18 protein-coding genes and 1 pseudogene are annotated in these 19,162 nt (G+C 67.5%); 14 read left to right on the forward strand and 5 right to left on the reverse strand.

Going from position 1 to position 19,162, the window contains the following annotated elements; genetic code table 11:
• From F573_RS0106720 to F573_RS0106740, 5 genes are all read left to right on the forward strand, one after another.
• A partial coding sequence (locus F573_RS0106720) for a flagellin (RefSeq protein ID WP_019021939.1) occupies nucleotides 1–891 on the forward strand: 891 nt, incomplete at its 5' end.
• A 61-nt stretch (nucleotides 892–952) separates the two neighbouring features.
• Nucleotides 953–1,408 carry a flagellar protein FlaG gene (locus F573_RS14840; protein ID WP_019021940.1) on the forward strand — a complete coding sequence of 152 codons (456 nt, stop codon included), beginning with the start codon at nucleotides 953–955 and terminating at the stop codon, nucleotides 1,406–1,408.
• Between the two features lie 294 nt (nucleotides 1,409–1,702).
• Complete coding sequence (fliD, locus tag F573_RS0106730) at nucleotides 1,703–3,022, forward strand: flagellar filament capping protein FliD (protein ID WP_019021941.1); 1,320 nt, start codon at nucleotides 1,703–1,705, stop codon at nucleotides 3,020–3,022.
• Nucleotides 3,023–3,092: 70 nt separating this feature from the next.
• Nucleotides 3,093–3,515 carry a flagellar export chaperone FliS gene (gene fliS, locus F573_RS0106735; RefSeq protein WP_019021942.1) on the forward strand — a complete coding sequence of 141 codons (423 nt, stop codon included), beginning with the start codon at nucleotides 3,093–3,095 and terminating at the stop codon, nucleotides 3,513–3,515.
• A 5-nt stretch (nucleotides 3,516–3,520) separates the two neighbouring features.
• Entirely contained in the window at nucleotides 3,521–3,844 is a 324-nt protein-coding gene (locus F573_RS0106740) for a flagellar protein FliT (RefSeq protein ID WP_019021943.1), read from the forward strand.
• Here the strand turns inward: F573_RS0106740 and F573_RS0106745 are convergent.
• Nucleotides 3,783–6,038, reverse strand: a complete 2,256-nt coding sequence (locus tag F573_RS0106745; RefSeq protein ID WP_019021944.1) for a bifunctional (p)ppGpp synthetase/guanosine-3',5'-bis(diphosphate) 3'-pyrophosphohydrolase — start codon at nucleotides 6,036–6,038, stop codon at nucleotides 3,783–3,785. The two genes, F573_RS0106740 and F573_RS0106745, sit on opposite strands and share 62 nt — an antisense overlap.
• 116 nt (nucleotides 6,039–6,154) lie before the next feature.
• On the opposite strand from F573_RS0106745, the gene F573_RS0106750 reads away from it, so the two are divergent.
• Both F573_RS0106750 and F573_RS0106755 read left to right on the forward strand, forming a co-directional pair.
• Nucleotides 6,155–6,991: an alpha/beta hydrolase gene (locus F573_RS0106750; RefSeq protein WP_019021945.1), complete on the forward strand. Its 837-nt coding sequence runs from the start codon at nucleotides 6,155–6,157 to the stop codon at nucleotides 6,989–6,991.
• Nucleotides 6,992–7,044: 53 nt separating this feature from the next.
• The gene (locus F573_RS0106755; protein ID WP_018871314.1) at nucleotides 7,045–7,350 is read left to right on the forward strand and encodes a hypothetical protein; all 306 of its coding nucleotides are present in this window, start codon (nucleotides 7,045–7,047) and stop codon (nucleotides 7,348–7,350) included.
• Here the strand turns inward: F573_RS0106755 and F573_RS0106760 are convergent.
• The 4 genes from F573_RS0106760 to F573_RS0106775 all read right to left on the reverse strand — a co-directional run bounded on the left by F573_RS0106760 (nucleotide 7,325) and on the right by F573_RS0106775 (nucleotide 12,213).
• The gene (locus F573_RS0106760; protein WP_019021946.1) at nucleotides 7,325–8,548 is read right to left on the reverse strand and encodes an alpha/beta fold hydrolase; all 1,224 of its coding nucleotides are present in this window, start codon (nucleotides 8,546–8,548) and stop codon (nucleotides 7,325–7,327) included. The two genes, F573_RS0106755 and F573_RS0106760, sit on opposite strands and share 26 nt — an antisense overlap.
• Nucleotides 8,549–8,688: 140 nt before the next feature.
• Nucleotides 8,689–10,323: a BCCT family transporter gene (locus tag F573_RS0106765; protein ID WP_019021947.1), complete on the reverse strand. Its 1,635-nt coding sequence runs from the start codon at nucleotides 10,321–10,323 to the stop codon at nucleotides 8,689–8,691.
• A 75-nt stretch (nucleotides 10,324–10,398) separates the two neighbouring features.
• Complete coding sequence (trpB, locus tag F573_RS0106770) at nucleotides 10,399–11,604, reverse strand: tryptophan synthase subunit beta (protein ID WP_019021948.1); 1,206 nt, start codon at nucleotides 11,602–11,604, stop codon at nucleotides 10,399–10,401.
• Between the two features lie 129 nt (nucleotides 11,605–11,733).
• Nucleotides 11,734–12,213, reverse strand: a complete 480-nt coding sequence (locus tag F573_RS0106775; RefSeq protein ID WP_019021949.1) for a DUF302 domain-containing protein — start codon at nucleotides 12,211–12,213, stop codon at nucleotides 11,734–11,736.
• Nucleotides 12,214–12,274: 61 nt separating this feature from the next.
• Between F573_RS0106775 and F573_RS0106780 the strand changes: the two genes are divergently transcribed.
• The 7 genes and pseudogenes from F573_RS0106780 to F573_RS15550 form a co-directional block, all read left to right on the forward strand.
• Entirely contained in the window at nucleotides 12,275–12,943 is a 669-nt protein-coding gene (locus tag F573_RS0106780; RefSeq protein ID WP_019021950.1) for a TVP38/TMEM64 family protein, read from the forward strand.
• A gap of 51 nt (nucleotides 12,944–12,994) precedes the next feature.
• On the forward strand, nucleotides 12,995–14,521 hold the full coding sequence (locus F573_RS0106785; RefSeq protein ID WP_019021951.1) for a BCCT family transporter: 1,527 nt from the start codon (nucleotides 12,995–12,997) through the stop codon (nucleotides 14,519–14,521).
• An 83-nt stretch (nucleotides 14,522–14,604) separates the two neighbouring features.
• Entirely contained in the window at nucleotides 14,605–15,873 is a 1,269-nt protein-coding gene (locus tag F573_RS0106790) for a response regulator (RefSeq protein WP_019021952.1), read from the forward strand.
• Nucleotides 15,870–16,580, forward strand: coding sequence for a sensor histidine kinase KdpD (locus F573_RS0106795; RefSeq protein WP_019021953.1), 711 nt, complete (start codon nucleotides 15,870–15,872; stop codon nucleotides 16,578–16,580). Before F573_RS0106790 ends, F573_RS0106795 begins: the two co-directional genes overlap by 4 nt.
• Before the next feature lie 107 nt (nucleotides 16,581–16,687).
• Nucleotides 16,688–17,017, forward strand: coding sequence for a hypothetical protein (locus tag F573_RS0106800; RefSeq protein WP_019021954.1), 330 nt, complete (start codon nucleotides 16,688–16,690; stop codon nucleotides 17,015–17,017).
• Between the two features lie 36 nt (nucleotides 17,018–17,053).
• A complete protein-coding gene (locus F573_RS0106805) occupies nucleotides 17,054–17,383 on the forward strand; it encodes a non-heme iron oxygenase ferredoxin subunit (protein WP_018870764.1) in 330 nt (109 codons plus the stop codon).
• A gap of 82 nt (nucleotides 17,384–17,465) precedes the next feature.
• Nucleotides 17,466–19,114: pseudogene (locus tag F573_RS15550) on the forward strand (DUF1631 family protein); the annotation flags it as partial.
• Between the last annotated feature and the right edge of the window lie 48 nt (nucleotides 19,115–19,162).

Below are 19,162 nucleotides of genomic sequence, written 5' to 3' on the forward strand. Positions count from 1 at the left end.
GACCGTCAGGCGATCAACGACGAGGTCCAGCAGCTGATGGAGGAGGTCAGCCGCGTGGCCAATTCGGCCGAGTTCAACGGCGGCCGGATCCTGGATGGCACGGTGGAGGACCTGTTCTTCCAGGTGGGGGCGAATCAGGGTCAGAGCATCGCGGTGAGCGGTGTCGATGCCCGGACCTCCCAGCTCGGGACCACCGAGGTGGTGGGCGATAACGGTCTGACGCAGGAACAGATCCGGGACATCGGCATCGACACGATCGCCAATATCGAGATTGATGGCGCTGATTTCGCCCAGATTGATGTGGACCTGAGCAGTGCGGAGACGCTGGAGGATGCGGTTCGGCTGATCAATGCCGACATTGCCGAGGCGGCCGCGGCGGGTGATACCAATGCCGCGGCGGTGGCGGACGCGAATCTGGAGGCGTCCCTGCGGGTGGGCAACGATGGCGAGACGACCATTGCCGTGACTTCTCAGCTGGGTACCGACAATTTCTCTGTGGACGGTGGCGAAGTGACTCTGGACGAGGACAGTCCCGCCACGACAGTGACGCTGTTTGACACCGCGACGGCCGCAGACGTCACCCTCAACGACATTGATGTGACGACGCGCGAAACAGCGACCCAGGCGATGGGCGCGCTGGATGGTGCGCTGACCGAGGTGAACTCGCTGCGTGCGGAGCTGGGTGCGGTGCAGACGCGCTTCGAGAGCACGATTTCCAACCTGGAGATCAGCGCGGAGAACCTGTCGGACGCGCGTTCGCGGATCCGGGATGCGGACTTTGCCGCGGAGACGGCGGAATTGACTCGGGCGCAGGTGCTGCAGCAGGCCGGTATCGCGGTTCTGACTCAGGCCAATGCGGTGCCGCAGAACGTACTGGGGCTGTTGCAGTAAGCTCCCAATGACCAGGAGGGGCCGCGCTGGCTCGACGCCGGCCGGCCCGGGAGGTTGAGAGATGACAGACATGATCAATGGCAGCACGACGGGCGTCCAGGGGTTCACGTCGAATCCCCGTTCCGGTGAGTCGGGGGGCGGGCGAGCCGAAGTCCGCGGTCCGGAGACGCCGGGCGGCGATACGGCGCTCCAGCGGCAAGGCGCTTCCGCCCCGGTTGGCGAGGGCGGACCCGCGCGGCAGGAAGCATCCGGCACCGAGGGGCGTGAATCGGCGGAGCCGGTGGAGGCCTCCGATCTCGCGCCGGTGGTGGAGTCCATCAATGCCTATCTCCAGAACAGTCAACGCACTCTGGAGTTCAGCGTTGACGATTCCAGTGGTCGTACCATCATCACGGTGATGGACGGCGAAAGCGAGGAGATCATCCGCCAGATCCCGCCGGAGCAGATGCTGGCCCTGGCGGAGCATTTCGAGAACGAACGGGATCTTGGCGGCACGGGATTTGTCGACAAGGCATGAGCGGTTCGGGCGGGCGGCATTGTTTTTGCTACGTCGAAGGCGTCATTGCGCTGGCCCGGTCTTCGTGAGGGCCATGCAGGAGCGCGCTTGCGCGCGAATGTGGATGCGGGGGCTACACGGCGGTCGTTTTCGCGGCCGAGGCCGCTCCTACAGTGACTCTCGGCCCTTGAGGATGATCCCGCGGGGGCAGGCTTGGGTCCATAATGATTCATCCGCTCAAGTTTTCGGCAGAAGGGCCGTTAACCTGATCAGAAACGACGGAACACCCGTGCAGCGGGCAGGAAGGTAACGATCATGGCCATCAGTTCTCTCGGTGTCGGTTCCGGGCTGGATCTCAATCAGATCGTGGGCGATCTGGTGAACTCGCAGCGCGCGCCGCGCGAGGCCCGCCTGAACGAGCGCGAGGAACGCATCGAGGCGGAGATCTCGGCCTACGGGCAGATCAGCAACACCATGGACGGGATCGGTTCGGCCGTGTCGAGTCTGGCCGAGTTCGAGCCCGAGCAGTCGGTGTCGCTGACGAACGACGACGTGGCCAGTGTGTTCGTCACCGGCGATGCGCCGAACGGGGATTTCGACCTGGAGGTCAACCAGCTGGCCCGGGCGCAGACGGTGGCCTCCGATTCCGGGCTGTTCGAGGAGTCGAGCGACGACGTCGGGTCCGGGACTTTTACCATCCAGGTGGGCGACGGTGATGAGGTGTCCATCGAGGTGGAGGACGGTGACTCCCTGCGTGATCTGCGCAATGCGATCAACGATGCGGATGCGGGCGTGAATGCCTCCATCGTGAACGACGGCGACGGCCCGCGCCTGACGATGACCGCCGAGCGCACCGGTGCGGAGAACACGATCTCGGTGACCGTGGACGGTGATGCGGATCTGCAGCGTCTGGAGAACCAGACCGAGATGGTGCAGGCCCAGGATGCCGAGGCCGTGATCAACGGGATGGCCATCACCAGCCCGAGCAACACGCTGGAGGACACCATCGAGGGCCTGTCCATCGACCTGGAAGCTGAAGGTTCCACGCGGGTCTCGATCAGCGAAGACCGAGGCGCACTGCGCAATCAGCTGGAGTCGTTCGTCGAGGCCTACAACAGCATGATCGGTGAGGTCCGGGAACTGACGAGTTACGACGTCGAGGAAGACGAGGCCTCGGTGCTGACCGGGGATTCCACCGTGCGCAGTGCACGCAGCCGCCTGAGCAATGCGTTGATCGAACGCTCGTCGGTAGAAGGCATCAACAACCAGACCTTCGCGGATCTCGGCATCACGACTCAGCGTGACGGGACGCTGCAGTTCGATACCCAGCGGTTCGATGATGCGATGGAGCGTGAGGGCTTCGACGACATCGCCGCGGCGGTGCGCGACCTGGCCGGCGGGGTGGACGACACCCTCGAGAGCATTACCGGGCGCGAGGGTCTGTTCCAGGTCCGCCAGGACGGGTTGCAGAACGAGCAGTCGCGGGTGGATGACCAGCGTGAACGGCTGGATGACCGGATCGAACGGCTGGAGGCCCGCCTGGTGCGCCAGTTCTCCAGCATGGATACGGCCGTGGCCCAGATGCAGCAGACAGGGGATTACCTGCAGCAGCAGCTGGCCGGTATGGGACAGTAACAGAACGATCCATCGATGATTGGCAGGCGGTGCCGCAAAGGTGCCGTCCGGTTTCCGAACGGAGGCGAGCATGTACGGCATGAACACGAGAAAGAACGTCGATTCCTACCGCCAGGCGGGCATGCTGTCCGAGGTGCAGGTCGCGGATCCGCACCGTCTGGTGCAGATGCTGTTCGAGGGGGCGCTGGAGCGCATCGCGGTGGCCAAGGGTGCGATGAAGGCGGGCAATATCGCCTACAAGGGCGAGCGCATCGGCAAGGCGATCGACATCATCGACTCCCTGCGCTCGATGCTGGATGACAAGCACAATCCGGAGCTGGCCGAGCGCCTGGCCGCGCTGTATTCCTACATGATGCGCCGCCTGACCGAGGCCAACCTGCACAACGATCCGGAGCGTCTGGACGAGGTGTCGAAGCTGCTGCGCGAGATCAAGGCAGGCTGGGACGAGATCCCGCCGGAATACCGCAACGCGTCCGCATCCCGCGCCAGCTGACCGTCTTGGACCCCCATTCGCTGGCGAGTGCGCTGGATGATGTCCTGGGTCGCCTGCAGGCGGCCCGGGATGCCGAGGACTGGGAATCCCTGCCCGCGCTGGATGAGGAGGCGCGCGCGCTGATCCAGCGTGCCACGGCGAGCAGCGGAGACCGCCCTCCGCCGGGCGTCGACGCCGACGTGCGCGCGGCGCTGGAGCGGTTGTCCGAGTTCTATGCGGCCACGGTGCCGGGGCTGGCCGAACGGCGCTCCGAGACCGCGCGCGAGATCAAGGGCCTGCGTCAGGGCCAGCGGGCGGTGGGGGCGTATCAGAACACCCGCCGGGGCTGACCCGGCGCACCTCGTAGACGTTATCCAGTGAATGCAGGCGGTCGAACAGGCCGCTCAGCTCGCCCAGGTCGGAGACCTCCGCCTCCAGCTCCATGCGCACGCTGCGGTCTTCCGGATCGGTCTGCGTGTTGACCCGCAGCAGGTTGATCCCGCTCTGCGAGAAGACCCCGCCGACCTCGGCGAACAGCCCTGGGCGGTCCTGCGCCTCCAGTTCCAGTGACACGATCTCGGTCTCGGGTTCGTCGCCCCAGCTGACCGGGATCAGGCGCGCGCGCTTGTCCTCCGGCAGGTGCAGGATGTTCGGGCAGTCGTCGCGGTGCACGGAGACCCCGGCGCCGCGGGTGATGAAGCCGATGATCGGGTCCCCGGGCTGCGGGTCGCAGCACTGCGCGCGGGTGGTGAGCAGGCCGCCGACCCCGCGGATGCGGATGTCCTCGGCATTGTGATCCGCGGCGTCGCCATCGCGGCGGCCCTCGCGGCGACGGGGGCTCGGCGCGGCGGGCGCCTCCTCGCGGGTCTTGTCGCGTTCGCGGCGCTCGCGGATCATCTGCGCCAGGCGTCCGGCGATCTGTCCCGTGGTGATGTCGCCGGCGCCCAGCGCGATCATCAGCTCGTCGAACCCGGGGTATTTCATCTGCCGCGCGAGTTCGTCGCGGTCGAGATCGGGGATGCGTTCGTGCAGTCCGAGCCGCTGGCATTCGCGGTCGAACAGCTGCTTGCCGGTGGCGAGGTGCTCGTCCTGATGCTGCTGGCGGAACCAGGTGCGCACCTTGGCCCGCGCCCGCGAGGTGTTGAGATAGCCGAGGTTGGGGTTGAGCCAGTCGCGGCTGGGGCCGCCCTCGCGGGCGGTAAGTACCTCGACGCGTTCGCCGGAGCGCAGGCGGTAGGTGAGCGGGACGATGCGCCCGTCGACCTTGGCGCCGCGGCAGCGGTGGCCCACCTCGGTGTGCACGGCGTAGGCGAAATCCAGCGGCGTGGCGCCCTGGGCGAGGTCCAGCACGTCGCCCTGCGGGGTCAGCACGAACACGCGCTGGTGCAGTGGCTCGCTCTGGATCTCGTCGAGCAGGTTCTGGTCGGAGCCGTCGTTCTCCAGCAGCTGGCGCAGCGAGGTGATGGCCTGGTTCAGGGCGCGATCCTCGCGTCCGCCTTCCTTGTAGCGCCAGTGGGCGGCGACCCCGAGTTCGGCGAACTCGTCCATCTCGCGGGTGCGAATCTGGACTTCCACGACTTTGCCCTCCGGTCCCACCACCGCGGTGTGCAGGGACTGGTAGCCGTTGTCCTTGGGGTTGGCGATGTAGTCGTCGAACTCGCCGGGCAGGTGGCGCCAGTGGTTGTGCACCACGCCCAGCACGGTGTAGCAGGTCGCCAGCCGGTCCACGATCACGCGCGTGGCGCGCAGGTCGTACAGCTCGGACAGCGACGTGTTCTTGCGCTGCATCTTCTTCCAGATGCTGTAGATGTGCTTGGGCCGGCCGAACACCCGGGCCTCGATCCCGGCATCGGCGAGGTGCTTTTGCAGCATCCGGGTGAAGCGCGCGACATACTCTTCGCGTTCGGTGCGGTTCTCCTCCAGCCCGCGCGCGATGTCGCGATAGGTCTCGGGTTCGAGGATGCGCAGCGAGAGGTCTTCCATCTCCCACTTGAGCTGGCCGACTCCCAGCCGGTTGGCCAGCGGGGCGATCACGTCCAGGGTCTCCTGTGCCAGCGCGCGGGCACCGGCGTCGGGTTCCTTCACCACCAGGCGCAGGTGCTGCACGCGGAACGCCAGCTTGATCAGCACCGCGCGCACGTCGTCGACCATCGCCATCAGCATGCGGCGCAGGCGTTCGGCCTGTTCGGGCCGGCCGGCCGGGGTCTCGAAGCGGCGGCGGACCAGTGCGGAGACGTTCTCGGTGAGCTGCGCGACGCGTTCGCCGTAGTCGCGGCGCAGGGCCTTCGCGTCGGCGTGCCCGGCGAGGAAGACCGGGACCAGCAGGGTGGCGATCAGGGTCTGACGGTCGACGTTGAGGTGGCGGAGGATCTCGGCGACGTCCAGCGCATGCGCCTCCAGACCGGCGGCGTCCACCGACTCCAGCGCGCGGTCCAGTGCGGAGGCCAGGGCGCCATCCGGGGCGTCGCCGCCGGCCAGGCGGCGCAAAAGCTGGTCGCGATCCAGTCCGCGGAGTTCGGTGTTGGTCAACAGGGAATGGCGCATCGCGAGGACCGTTTCAGGCGCGGATGGGGTTTTGCGGCATGTCGGTGGCTATGGGCAGTACGGATCGTATTGTACGCGAGTTGCGCCCGTTGACGGGGATGTTCAGGATCGTGGGCATGGCCAATGTGATCCGGTTCCTGATCCTGCTCGCGACGGGTTACGCCGTGCTGGTGGCGACCGTCTATCTGACCCAGGACCGCCTGATTTACATGCCCTCGCGTGACGTGACCTCCACGCCCGCGGATGCCGGGCTGGACTTCGAGGAGGTGTGGCTGGAGCCGGAGGCGGACGTGCGCCTGCACGGCTGGTATCTGCCGGGGCCGGAGGAGGATGCCCCGGTGCTGCTGTTCTTCCATGGCAATGCGGGCAACATCGGGCATCGCCTGCATTCGCTGCAGCGGTTCCACGAGGTGGGGCTCGCGGTGCTGATCATCGATTATCGCGGCTACGGCCGTTCCTCGGGCCGGCCGGATGCGCCGGGGCTGCACGCCGACGCCGAGGCCGCCTGGGACTATCTGCGCGAGGAACGCGGCTACGCGACGGAGGACATCGTGGTGTTCGGCCGCTCGCTGGGGGCGGCGGTGGCGGCGCGCCTGGCGGCGGAGCGCGAACCCGGTGCGGTGATCCTGGAGTCCGCGTTCACTTCGGCGGCGGATCTGGGGGCGGAGATCTACCCGTTCCTGCCGGTACGCTGGCTGATCCGCCATCCGTATCCGGTCCTCGAACATGTCCGGCGCCTGGAAGCACCGCTGCTGCTGGTGCATGCGCGCGAGGACGAGATCGTGCCCTTCGAGCATGCGCGCCGCCTGCAGGCGGCGGCCCCGGGCACCCCGCCGATCCTGGGCCTGTGCGGCGGCCACAACGACGGCTTCCTGCGGTCCGGGTCGCTTTACACCCGCGGGTTGCAGGATTTCCTCGCCGCGGCCGGCCTGCTGCGTGGCGGAACGCCCTGAGGTCGCGCCGGGTCCATCACGATTCACCACTACTTGCTGCACGGGAGAAAGCGATGAAAGCACTGCTGATCGATGCCGAAAAACAGTCCATCGAACCGATCGAGATCGGCGGACGGGAAGACCTGCCCGGACTGATCGGATACGAGACCGTCGAGGCGGATACGATCGGCCCCGAGGGCGACACCCTGTTCTTCGACGAGGAATGTTTCCTGCGCGGGACCGCCGGTCGCTTCCAGATTGACAGCATCATTCCGGTGTCCGGCCGGGGCGTGGTGGTCGGTTCCTCCGATGGCGGCACGACCCTGCAGGATGTCGTCTCCGACGTGGACAGCCTCAGCGCGCGTCTGAAGTACCTGTAGACCGCTCCCGGGTCTCCACCTGCACCTCGCCGTGCAGGGTGCGGTGTACCGGACAGCGATCGGCGATCTGCAGCATGCGTTCGCGCTGTTTCGCATCCAGGTCGCCCTCGATGGTGATCTCGCGGGTGATGCGGTCGACCGGGCCGTTCTCGCCCTTGAGCTTCTCGTGCTGCAGATGCACCCGGACGCGTTCCAGCGGCAGCTGCTTGTGCGCGGCGTACATGCGCAGGGTCATGCTGGTGCAGGCCCCCAGCGACGCCAGCAGTAGCTCGTAGGGGTTCGGGCCGGTGCCATCGCCGCCGACGTCCGGCGGTTCGTCGGCCAGGAAGTGATGCGGGCCGATGCGGACGTCCTGCTGGTACTGGCCGTCACCGGTCTCCTCGACCGTCACTGCGGTCCCGTCGCCGGGCGCGTCCGCGTCCGCCGAATCCCCTCGTTCTTCGCCGATATAGCGTGTGCCCCAGGCGGCGACCAGTCCGGCCACGTATTCGGCGTCGGCCGGATTGAGCAGGGTGTGGTCGGCATCGTCCAGAGACACGAAGCTCTTGGGATGGCGCGCGGTCTCGAAGATGCGCCGCGCCGCGTCGACCGACACCACCGTGTCGCCCGGAGCGTGCAGGATCATCAGCGGCCGGTCGAGGTCGCGGATGCGTTCGGCCTGGGTCTGGCTGCGCAGGTCCTCGACGAACTCCCGCCGGATGCGGAACGGACGCCCGGCCAGGTTCACCGTGGCCTCGCCTTCGGTGTCGATGGTCTCCAGTGCCTCGCCGAAATGATCCAGCACGCTGTCGGCCTCGAACGGGGCGGCAATGGTGGCGGCTGCGCGGCATTCTGGAATTCGACCGGCGACGCCCAGTACCGCCGCGCCGCCCAGGCTGTGGCCAACCAGCAGGGCGGGGGCGGCCTCTCGCCCGCGCAGGTAGTCGGCCGCGGCCAGCAGGTCCTCCAGATTGGAGGAGAAGCCGCTGTTGGCGAAGTCGCCCTCGCTGTCGCCCAGTCCGGTGAAATCGAACCTCAGCGTCGCGATCCCGGCCTCGGCCAGCCCGCGGGCGATCCGGTTGGCGGCGCGGTTGTCCTTGCCGCAGGTAAAGCAGTGGGCGAACAGGGCCCAGGCCCGGACGGGCCCGGTGGGGCGGTCGATGCGCCCGGCCAGCATCTGGCCCTGGTGGCCCGGAAATTCGACGCGTTCTCGGCGCATGCTGCGACCTCCTGTATCCGTGCCGGGATCGGCCCGGATGTCGGCCGGATCCCGGAAAACAAAAAACCCGCCGGAAGACGCTCCCGGCGGGTGGCCTGGCCCGCTCCGGGACACGGAGCGGGCAGCGGGGCAGGCCGGTTCTACGCCTTGCCGGCTGCTTCGGCTTCGGCCAGCCGGATCAGCTTCAGCTCGTGGAACAGCCCCATCAGCAGGCTGACCGACATGACCAGAAGCACGATCATGAACGGCAGACCCGTACTGACCGCGCCGGCCTGGAGGGCCGACAGGGCGGCGGCTCCGCCGACGGCCAGCAGCACGGCGGCGATCAGGCCCTCGACGGTGGCCCAGAACAGGCGCTGCGACTGCGGGGCGTCGGTCTTGCCGCCGGAGGTGATGCTGTCGATGACCAGCGAACCGGAGTCCGAGGAGGTCACGAAGAACACCAGCACCAGGACCACCGCCAGGAACGAGGTGAGCGCGGCCAGCGGCAGGTTCTGCAGCATCTGGAACAGCGCCAGCGAGGAGTCGGTGATGCCCTCGTCGGCCAGCGCGCCGATGCCGTCGCGCACCTGATCGATGCCGGTGCCGCCGAACACGCTCATCCAGATGACGGTGACCAGCGTGGGTACGATCAGCACGGCGGTGACGAACTGGCGCACCGTACGCCCGCGCGAGACGCGCGCGATGAACATGCCGACGAACGGCGACCAGGAGATCCACCACGCCCAGAAGAAGATCGTCCAGCTGTGGTAGAAGGTCTCGTCCTCACGCCCGACCGGGTTGCTCAGCGGGATGATGTACTGGGCATAGGCCGAGAGCGTGGTGCCGGTATTGGCGAGGAAGGCGATGAAGCCGCCGAAGATCATCACGAACAGCATGAGCAGCCCGGCGACGATCAGGTTGAGGTTACTCAGCACCTTCACCCCGCCGTCGATGCCGCGCATGACCGAGAGCAGGGCGATCACGGTGATGCCGATGATCACCGCCAGCTGCGTGCCCAGTCCGCCGTCGATGCCGTCGAACAGGAAGTCCAGGCCGGAGGCCGCCTGCTGCGCCCCCAGACCCAGCGAGGTGGCGAGACCGAACAGCGTGGCGAGCACCGCCAGGGTGTCGATCACGTGGCCGAACGGGCCCCAGACGCGCTCGCCCAGGATCGGGTAGAACGCCGAACGGATGGTCAGCGGCAGCCCCTTGTTGTAGGCGAAGAAGGCCAGCGCGAGGCCGACGATGGCATAGACCGCCCAGGGATGCAGACCCCAGTGATACATGGTGGCGCCCAGCGCGGCTTGCTTGGAGGCCTCGGTGCCGCCTTCGATCCCCAGCGGGGTGCCGAACCATTCGGTGAAGTAACCCACCGGTTCCGCCACGGCCCAGAACATCAGGCCGATGCCCATGCCCGCGGCGAACAGCATGGAGAACCAGGACAGCACGCCGAAATCGGGTTTGGCGTCCTGGCCGCCGATACGGATGCGGCCGATCGGGAGGAGGATCAGGGCGAGGGCGAAGAGGACGAACAGGTTGCCGGCCGAGAGGAACAGCCAGTCGAAGGTTTCCTGGATCCAGGTCTGGGTGGCGCCGAGGCTGTCATTCGCCTGTTCCGGGAAGACCAGGGCGCCGATCACGAACAGCAGGATCAGTGCGGCACTGACCACGAAAACCGGGTTGTGGAGATCCAGTCCGAGAGGGTTGATGTTCTGCTCACCGATCTCGTGATCGGTGTCGTAGGCCTTTTCCAGCTCTTCTTTTTGTTTTTGCAGGTCGTCGTTGTCGCTCACCCCGATACCTCCCTTGTTTGGTGATAGTGAGATGATTGCACGTCCGGGGCGGAAGCCTCAATGCGTGCGCTGTTTTCAGTCCGCCCGGCCATGACCGAAGGTGCGTGCCACGTAGTCGATGTCCTTGTCGCCGCGCCCGGAAAGGTTCACCAGTACGGTGCTGCCCGGGTGCTCGCGCGCGTGCTCCACCGCCCAGGCGACTGCATGGGCGCTCTCCAGGGCGGGGATGATGCCTTCGGTCCGCGACAGGCGGTAAAAGGCATCCAGAGTCTCGTCATCGCCGATTGCGTGATAGGCGGCCCGCCCGGTGGTCTTCAGATACGAGTGTTCGGGGCCGACGCCGGGGTAGTCCAGTCCGGAGGCGATCGAATGCACCGGGGCCGGGTTGCCCTCGTCGTCGCTCAGCAGCATGCACTTGAATCCGTGCAGCATCCCCGGTTTGCCGAAGGTCATGGTGGCGGAGTGCTGCCCGGGTTCGCTGCCGCGACCCAGTGGCTCCACACCGTTGAGCTGCACCTCGGGATCCTCGATGAACCCGGCGAACATGCCCATCGCGTTGGACCCGCCCCCCACGCAGGCGACCACCTGCTCCGGCAGCTGGCCGTCGGTCAGTTCCTGGTACTGCTCGCGCGCCTCGATCCCCACCACCGACTGGAAGTTGCGCACCATCATCGGGAACGGGTGCGGGCCGACCACCGAGCCGATCGCGAACAGGGCGTCGTCGGCCTGCGAGAGATACGACTGGAACGCGGAGTCCACCGCTTCCTTGAGGCTGCGCCCGCCGAAAGATACCGGGACGACCTCCGCCCCCATCAGCTTCATGCGGGTGACGTTGGGCGCTTCCTTTTCGATGTCGATCTCGCCCATGTGGATCTCGCATTCCATGCCGAAGCAGGCCGCCGCAGTGGCCAGGGCCACGCCGTGCTGGCCGGCGCCGGTCTCCGCGATCAGCTTCTTCTTGCCCATGTGGCGCGCGAGAAGGGCCTCGCCCATGCAGTGATTGAGCTTGTGTGCCCCGGAGTGGTTGAGGTCCTCGCGCTTGAGGTAGATATGCGCGCCGGCCTCGCGGCTGAGGTTGCGCGCGTAGTAGACCGGGGTGGGGCGGCCCTGGTAATGCCGGCGGATGTAGCGAAGTTCCTGCAGGAAGTCCGCCGACAGCGCCAGCTGACGCCAGGCGCGCTCGATCTCGGCGAAATGGGATTCGAGTTCCGGTGGCAGGAAGGCGCCGCCAAAATCACCGAAATAGCCTTCGGCATTCGGAAAGTCCTTGAGGTACGACATGGCAGTCTCGTGGCCGGGGGCGGCGTGGGCCGCCGTGGATCTCCGTGAGAGGGCCTATCATCGTAGTTGCCGCTCGTGCGGACAAGCGGGCGGGGAGGGCGCCCGGCCGGGCCGGGCGCCGGGGCCGGTTTACTGCAGCACGCTTTCGAGGATGCGTTCGTTGTCCTCGGTGGCTTCGGCCATGATCTCGGCGATGCTGCCGCCGAACACCCGCGCCACCAGACTGGTGTTCATGCGCGATACGATGGCGGTACCGTCAGCGCGTTCGTAGACCGAGACGCGGCAGGGCATCATGGAGGTCACCAGATAGTTGTCTTCCTCGCTCAGGAGGTTCCCGGCGTGATCCGGCTGGCACAGTTCGAGGACCGTCACCGGGGCGACGTCGTATCCATGTTCGCCCACGGTGCCGCTCAGGTCGTGCTTGGTCGGGACCGCCCAGCCTTCGGCTTCGGCCGCGGTCTCGATGCGCTCGATGGTTTCCGCGTAGCCATACTGGCTTTCGTCCTCGACGATCATCAGTCCGGGCGCGGCGTTGTAGGCATAGGCAAAGGCCAGGATGATACCGGCGATCAGGCCGATGATGGCCCCCAACAGGAAACGGTTCTGCATTGCTCTCTCTCCTCGCTGTTTTTGTTGTCAGCATTCCCACGATACGCCCGTCGGGCCTGAAATGACCATGGCGAGCTCCCTGAAAGAGCATGGCGGTCCGCTGTTGCTGGCCGGGCTGGTGGTGCTCGGGATCGGGCTGGGCATGGCCGTCGGTGATCCGGAATGGATCCTGGAGACGGGGCGCCGGCTTACCGGCGATCCCTGGCTGCTCGCGGGGCTGGTGGTGCTGATGGCGATCCTGTTCACCTTCGCGCTGCCGGGCAGTCTGGTGGTGTGGCTGATTGCGCCGTTCGTGGCGCCATGGGTCGCGGTCCCGCTGCTGGTGACTGGCAGTGTCGCGGGCGCGCTGGGCGGGTACTGGCTCGCGGGTCGTCTGGGTGCGGATCGCGGCCCGCTGCGGCACCATCCCTGGCTGGTGGAGGCCCTGCGTCGGCACGGCGACTTCCTGAATCTGATGGCGATGCGTACCTTCCCGGGGTTCCCGCATTCCGTCATCAATTATGCCGGGGGCATGCTGGGCCTGCCCCGCGCGACCTTCGTGCTGGCCACGACCCTGGGGCTGTGCGTGAAATGGGGTGTGTATTCCAGCGTGCTTTACGGGGCGGCGGAGGCCATTGAGGACGGCGACGCACTGCAGCCCTGGACCCTGGTGCCGCTGGGCGTGCTGGCGCTGCTGCTGGCGGTCGGGGGCTGGCTGCGGCAGCATTACCGCCGCTCGGGCGAGGCCTGACGGCACGGCTGCGCGGCCAGCGGATCTACGCACAAACCTGAGAGAGAACGAATGATATTCGGACGACCGCATGCGTTCTTCGCCACCGTAAACCCGGTGGTGTTCACCGCCTCGTCGATCGTGGTGCTGACCTTCGTGCTGTTCGGGGTCATCTTCACCGAGACGGCCTCGCTGACCTTTGCCGCGATCCACGGGTTCATCACCGAGTATCTGGGCTGGATCTACATCCTGGCGGTGACCGTCTTCCTTGCCTTTCTGGTCTGGCTGGCGCTCAGTCCGTACGGGCGGATTCGCCTCGGGAATACCGAGGACCGCCCGGAGTTCAGCTTCATGGCCTGGTTCTCGCTGCTGTTCGGCGCGGGGATGGGGATCGGCCTGATCTTCTGGAGCGTGGCCGAGCCGATGCTGCACTACCAGAACCCGCCGTTCGGCGAAGGCGAGACCCAGGAAGCGGCCGGCGAAGCGATGGCCTTCACCTTCTTTCACTGGGGCCTGCATGCCTGGGCGGTGTACGTGGTGCTGGGCCTGTCGGTGGCGTATTTCTCGTTCCGCAAGGGCCTGCCGCTGACCATTCGGTCGATCTTCTATCCAATGCTGGGGGATCGGATCTACGGGCCGATCGGGCACGTGATCGACATCCTCGCGGTGTTCGGCACGCTGTTCGGGCTGGCGACCTCGCTGGGCTTCGGCGCGATGCAGCTGAACACCGGCCTCAACGTGCTGTTCGGCATGCCGGTGTCCGGCTGGTTCCAGGTGGGGATCATCGGGGCGATCACCTTCGTCGCGGTGATGGCCGTGATCTCCGGGCTGGACCGCGGGCTGAAATGGATGAGCCTGGCCAACCTGTGGCTGGCCACGGCGTTGCTGCTGTTCGTGCTGCTCGCCGGGCCGACGCTGTTCATCATCCGTTTCTTCCTCGACTCCATTGGCGAGTATCTCAACCACATCGTGCAGCTGAGTCTGACCGCCGGCGCGATGCAGGAGGCCGAGTGGCAGAAGAGCTGGACCATCTTCTACTGGGCCTGGTGGATCGCCTGGTCACCGTTCGTCGGGATCTTCATCGCGCGGGTCTCGCGCGGGCGCACCATCCGCGAGTTCATTGCCGGCGTGCTGCTGCTGCCGTCCCTTTTCGTGTTCGTGTGGCTGGCGGTGTTCGGCGGCACGGCGCTGCATTTCGAGCTGTTCGGAGACGGGGCGGGGATCGCGGCGGCGGTGGCCGAGGACACGACCATTGCGCTGTACGCCACGCTGGAGCAGCTGCCGCTGTTCCATCTGGCCTCGGGGCTGGCGACCGTCCTGATCGCGACCTACTTCATCACCTCGTCGGGCTCCGGGACCCACGTGATCGACGCGCTGGTCTCGCGCGGGAGCACGCGCTCGCCCAAGCGTCAGCGGGTGATCTGGGGCATCACCGAGGGCGCGGTAGCGGCGACCCTGCTGATCGTGGGCGGCGAGATGGCCCTGGACGGGCTGCAGACCGGGGCGATCACCGCGGGATTGCCGGTGGCGATCATCCTGCTGTTCGCCTGCGTGAACCTGACCCGGGCACTGCAGGGCGAGACGGCCGCCCCGTACTGACGCGGCGTGACGCGTCGCCGCATACGGGACAAGTCCCTGTTCCGGGGCTTGGTTTCGGCGGTTGGCTGCGCCACACTGCGCGCATGTCGACCGCCGCTCCCCCTTCCCGTGCCGGCTCTGCCGGGCGCCCGCTGTCGCGCCTGGCGGTGCTGGTGGTGGACGATTTCGCCAACATGCGGGCGACGCTGCGCGAGATGTTGCTGACCTCCGGCTTCGAGGACATCGATCTCGCGCGTGATGGCGTGGATGCGCTGGACAAGCTGGAACGGCGTCGCTACGACATCGTGCTGTGCGACTACAACCTGGGGGACGGGCCGGACGGCCAGCAGGTGCTGGACCGGGCCCGCGAACAGGGCTGGGTCGGACCGGCCACGGTGTTCGTGATGGTCACCGCCGAGAACAGCAACGAGATGGTCATGGGGGCGCTGGAGAGCGGCCCCGATGCCTACCTGTCCAAACCCTTCAATCGCGAACTGCTGGTAGTACGCCTGCAGCGGGCGCTGCGCCGGCGGGACCCGTTGCGCACGCTGGACCAGCACTGGCGCCGTGGCGACTTCGGGCAGGCACGGGCGGAGGCGGAACGCATGCTGGAAGCAGGGGAGGGGCGCGCCGCCGACCTGCAGCGTCTGCGCAGCGATCTGGCTCTGGCCGAGGGCGAGCCGGCCGTGGCGGCCGAGGCCGCCCGTGCGGTGACGGGTGAGACCACGCCGCCCTGGGCCCAGGCGCGTCTGGGCGAGGTGGCCGAAGTCGAGGGCAACCTCGCGGCCGCCGAGGAGGCGTATCGGGCGGCCATTGCGGCGACGCCGTATTACATGCCGGCGCATGATCGGCTGGCGTTCGTGCTGGAACGCACCGGCCGCGAGCGCGAGGCGCTGGACGTGCTGGTCGCGGCGGCGGAACGCTCGCCCAAGTCGCTGGCGCGGCAGCGGGCGCTGGGGCGGCTGGCCCTGGCGCAGGGGGAATACGAGCGCGCCGCACGGGCCTGGCGCCATGCGATGGCCCTGGCGACCCAGATGCAGATACCGCATCCGGGTGACATGGCGTATCAGCTGGAGGCATTGATCGCGCGCGGGGCGACCCGCGAGGCGCGGACCAAACTGCAGATCCTGGAGAGTGATTACCGTGGTCATCCGGAGGTGGCCTGGTGGGTCGTGGTGACGCGTCTGCGCCTGCTGCTGGCCGGTGTGGCGGTGGATCGCGCGGGGTTGCTCGGCCAGCTGGATGCGGCCATGGCGGCCGGATCACCGCCGCAGGCGCTGCGCGAGGTGCTGCCGGACCTGCTGGAGCAGGCGGGTGAGGGCGAACGCGCGCGGAGCCTGCGGACATCGAACGGCGGCCCGGGGGAGACATGAAGAGCATCGATTTCGGTACCGTCATCGCCATTTCCATCCACGACATGAAGAACTCGCTGGGGATGGCGATGAATTCGCTGGAGGCGCTGCGGGACCCGGAGACCGGCGAGTGCAACTGCGACGAGCAGACCATCGCGCGACTGCAGTACGAGGCCCATCGCGTGCACGACAGCCTGGTACAGATGCTCACGCTGTACCGCAACCAGCAGGGGCTCTACACCCCGCGTTTTCGCCCGCTGCTGGTGATCGAACTGCTGGAGGACTACTGGGCGTCCAGCAAGCCGCTGATGGATCACAGCGGGGTGACGGCCGAAATCGACTGCGACGAGGACCTGGAATGGGTGCTCGATCGGGAACTGGTGACGGCGGTGCTGGAGAACGTGGTGACCAACACGGTGCGTTACTGCAACGCTCGCATCCGTCTGTCGGCCGCAGTGCGCGACGGCGAGCTGTGGCTGCAGGTGGAAGACGACGGTCCCGGGTTTCCGGAGCCCATGCTGGGTTCGCGAACCACCGAGGATCAGGCGATGCTGGAGCGCGGCGCCGGGCGGACCGGACTGGGCCTGTATTTCTGCGCGATGATCGCCGAGCTGCACACGGCACCGGACGGGACGTCGGGCTCGGTCCGGCTGTCGAACGATTCCGATCTCGGCGGGGGGCGCTTTACCCTGAGACTGCCCGCGCTGCCGCCGTCCGAAACCCTGTAGCGGCGGCGGTTTCGGGCGCCTTTGCGGGGCGCCGGGTAACCTGTTGCGTGACTGCAAAACCGAGAGAATCAATGCAATCAGGATGGATTCGTCATGCCGGTCCGGCGTTGGCCGGGGCACTGCTGGGACTGGTGCTGGTGGCCTGCGGCGGGGAGACCACGGCGCCGGTGACCCTGGATCAGCTGAGCAGCTCCGCAGCGGAGTTTGACGGCGAGATGGTGGAGGTGACCGGTCGCGTCCAGTCCTTCGATGATCCGCGGCATTACTGGATCGAGGATCATCCGCGCAACCGCGTGGCGATTTCGCCGGATGCGGCGGTCGCCGACCACGTGGGCGAGGAAGTGCGCCTGGTCGGCCGGTTTTCGTATGATCCCGAGAGTGGCCGTTCGCTCGAAGTGAATGCGGAGGCGACGGCCGCCGCCAACGCCAGCCACTGACAACGCCATCCACTGACCAACGAGCGGACGACGCACATGAGCGAATGGATCGACGTGGGGCCGGAAGGCTCGATTGAACCCGGAGACCACCGGCTGCTCGAGGCCGGGGATACCGAAGTGGCGGTGTTCAACGTGGATGGCCGCTACTTTGCCCTCGAGAACCTCTGCTCGCACGAAGAATTCCCCATCGCGGGCGGCACGATCGACGACGACTGCATCACCTGCCCGCTGCACGACGCGGAATTCGACCTGCACACCGGCGAGGCACTCACGCCGCCGGCCGAGGACCCCATCCCGACCTTTCCGGTGCGGGTGCAGGACGGGATGATCCAGGTCGGCAGTCAGCCGATCGGCGGCGACGCTTGAACCGGTCCGATCGCGCGCCCCGGGTGCGGCGATGACCGCCGATGGCGACTGGCAGGGCCTCGCGGGGCTGTCGGCGACCCAGCGCGAGGACCGGCGCTTCGAACATCCCAACTGGGCGCCGTGGTCGCCGCTGCACTGGTACGAGCGACTGATCGAGGCGGCGGAACGGTATTTCGGGCGCACCGCGCTGACTCTCGACCTGATGCAGGGCTATCTGCGCTGTCTGCGCGATTCCGGTGCGCCGATGATGGCGTTTGTGGTGGAAACGGTGGATGCCTGCGGCCTGGTGACCGAGGAGCCCGAAGCCGGCACCGCGGCTGGCGGCGCGCGCGAGCGGGAAAGCTCGGCAAGCTGGCAGGCCTATCCGGCGGCCGCTGCGAGCCGTTCCGAAGTGCGGCCGCCGGACGCCGATCTCGGTCCGCTGTCCGCCCGGGGCGGGCCGGAGATGCCGTCAGCGGAGGATGCCCCCGAGGCCTGGGCCCGCTGGGCCGCCGAGCTGGCCCGGGCCACCGGCAGTGGCCCGCACCCGTCCGGAGCGGGGGATGCGCCCGCAGGTTCCGGGCCGGATGGGGATGCCGGTGCGGGGGCACTTCCGGGAATGCCCCGGCCGCGGCGGAGCAGGCCCGCAGTCAGGAGGATCTGACGCCGTTCATTCTCGACCTGCTGCAGGGGATGTTCGACCACATCTTCCGCCAGGTCGGTTTCAATCCGCGCGTGCGGGCCGAAATCGCCGACATGCAGTTCGCGCTGGCGCGGGTCGTGATCCGTGATCTGTCGTTCTTCCGGGACCGCTCCCATCCGCTGCGCCTGTGGATTGGCAGCGTGATCAACACCGGGATCCGTGTGAGTCCGGAGGCGGACGATGCTGAAGGAGATGCTGGCGAAGAAGGCGTGAACGCCTATCTGCAACGCATCCGCGACTCGGTCGAGCGCCTGCGTCACGAGGCGGACAGCATGGACCGGGAGGGCGCGCGCGCCCTGCTGGAGGACTGGCTGGCCGCGATCGAGGAGGAAGACGCGCGCTGGCACCGGCGCCAGGAGTCGCGCACGGAGACCTTCGAGGCCGAGGAACGCGCGGCGCGCGCACGGCGTTCGCTGACCGTCTGCGTGCTGGAGACCGGGGCCTCCCTGCCACAAACGGCGGCGGATTCCGTGGAGGCGGCCTGGGAAGACCTGCTGGCGGCGGACGGCGGCGAGGACGAGGAGGTGAGCCGCGCGATCCGCAGCGTGGTGGAAGCGATCTGTCGCGGAGCGACGCCGGCGGAGATCCAGCCGCGGGTGGCAGAGCTCAAGGCGGCGGGCGAGCAGGCCGGTGTCGAGGCGGAAAGGCTGCGCCGGGTCGTCGAGCAGCTGGGCCGGGCGCATCTTGCGCGCATGCGGGCCACGGCGGACGCCGAGGCGTTCGACCCGCAAGAGCGGATCCGCCATCGGCGGCATCTGCGCTACGAGGACGACGATCCCGAACTGGTCACCGATCTGGACGATGCCTGGGTGTTCGAGGCCAGTCGCGCCCGGGTGGGAGACTGGTACGAGATGGTCGATCGCACCACCGGTGAGGCGCGGCGCATGGCGCTGGTATGGCGGGGGGAGGCCACGCGGCGGTTCCTGTTCGTGTCGCTTGACGGGGTGAGTGCGCGACGGCACAGCCTGCAGGGTGTGGCACAGGAGCTGCGCGAGGGCCGGATGCGGATCCTGCCGCAGGATAACCCGCTGGACGCAATGATCCGCTGAAGGGGTCGTAAAACCGGCCGTGCGGGGTGGCCCCGCACGGCACAACCG

The organism is Thioalkalivibrio sp. ALE23 (genome assembly GCF_000378545.1).
Lineage (GTDB): Bacteria > Pseudomonadota > Gammaproteobacteria > Ectothiorhodospirales > Ectothiorhodospiraceae > Thioalkalivibrio.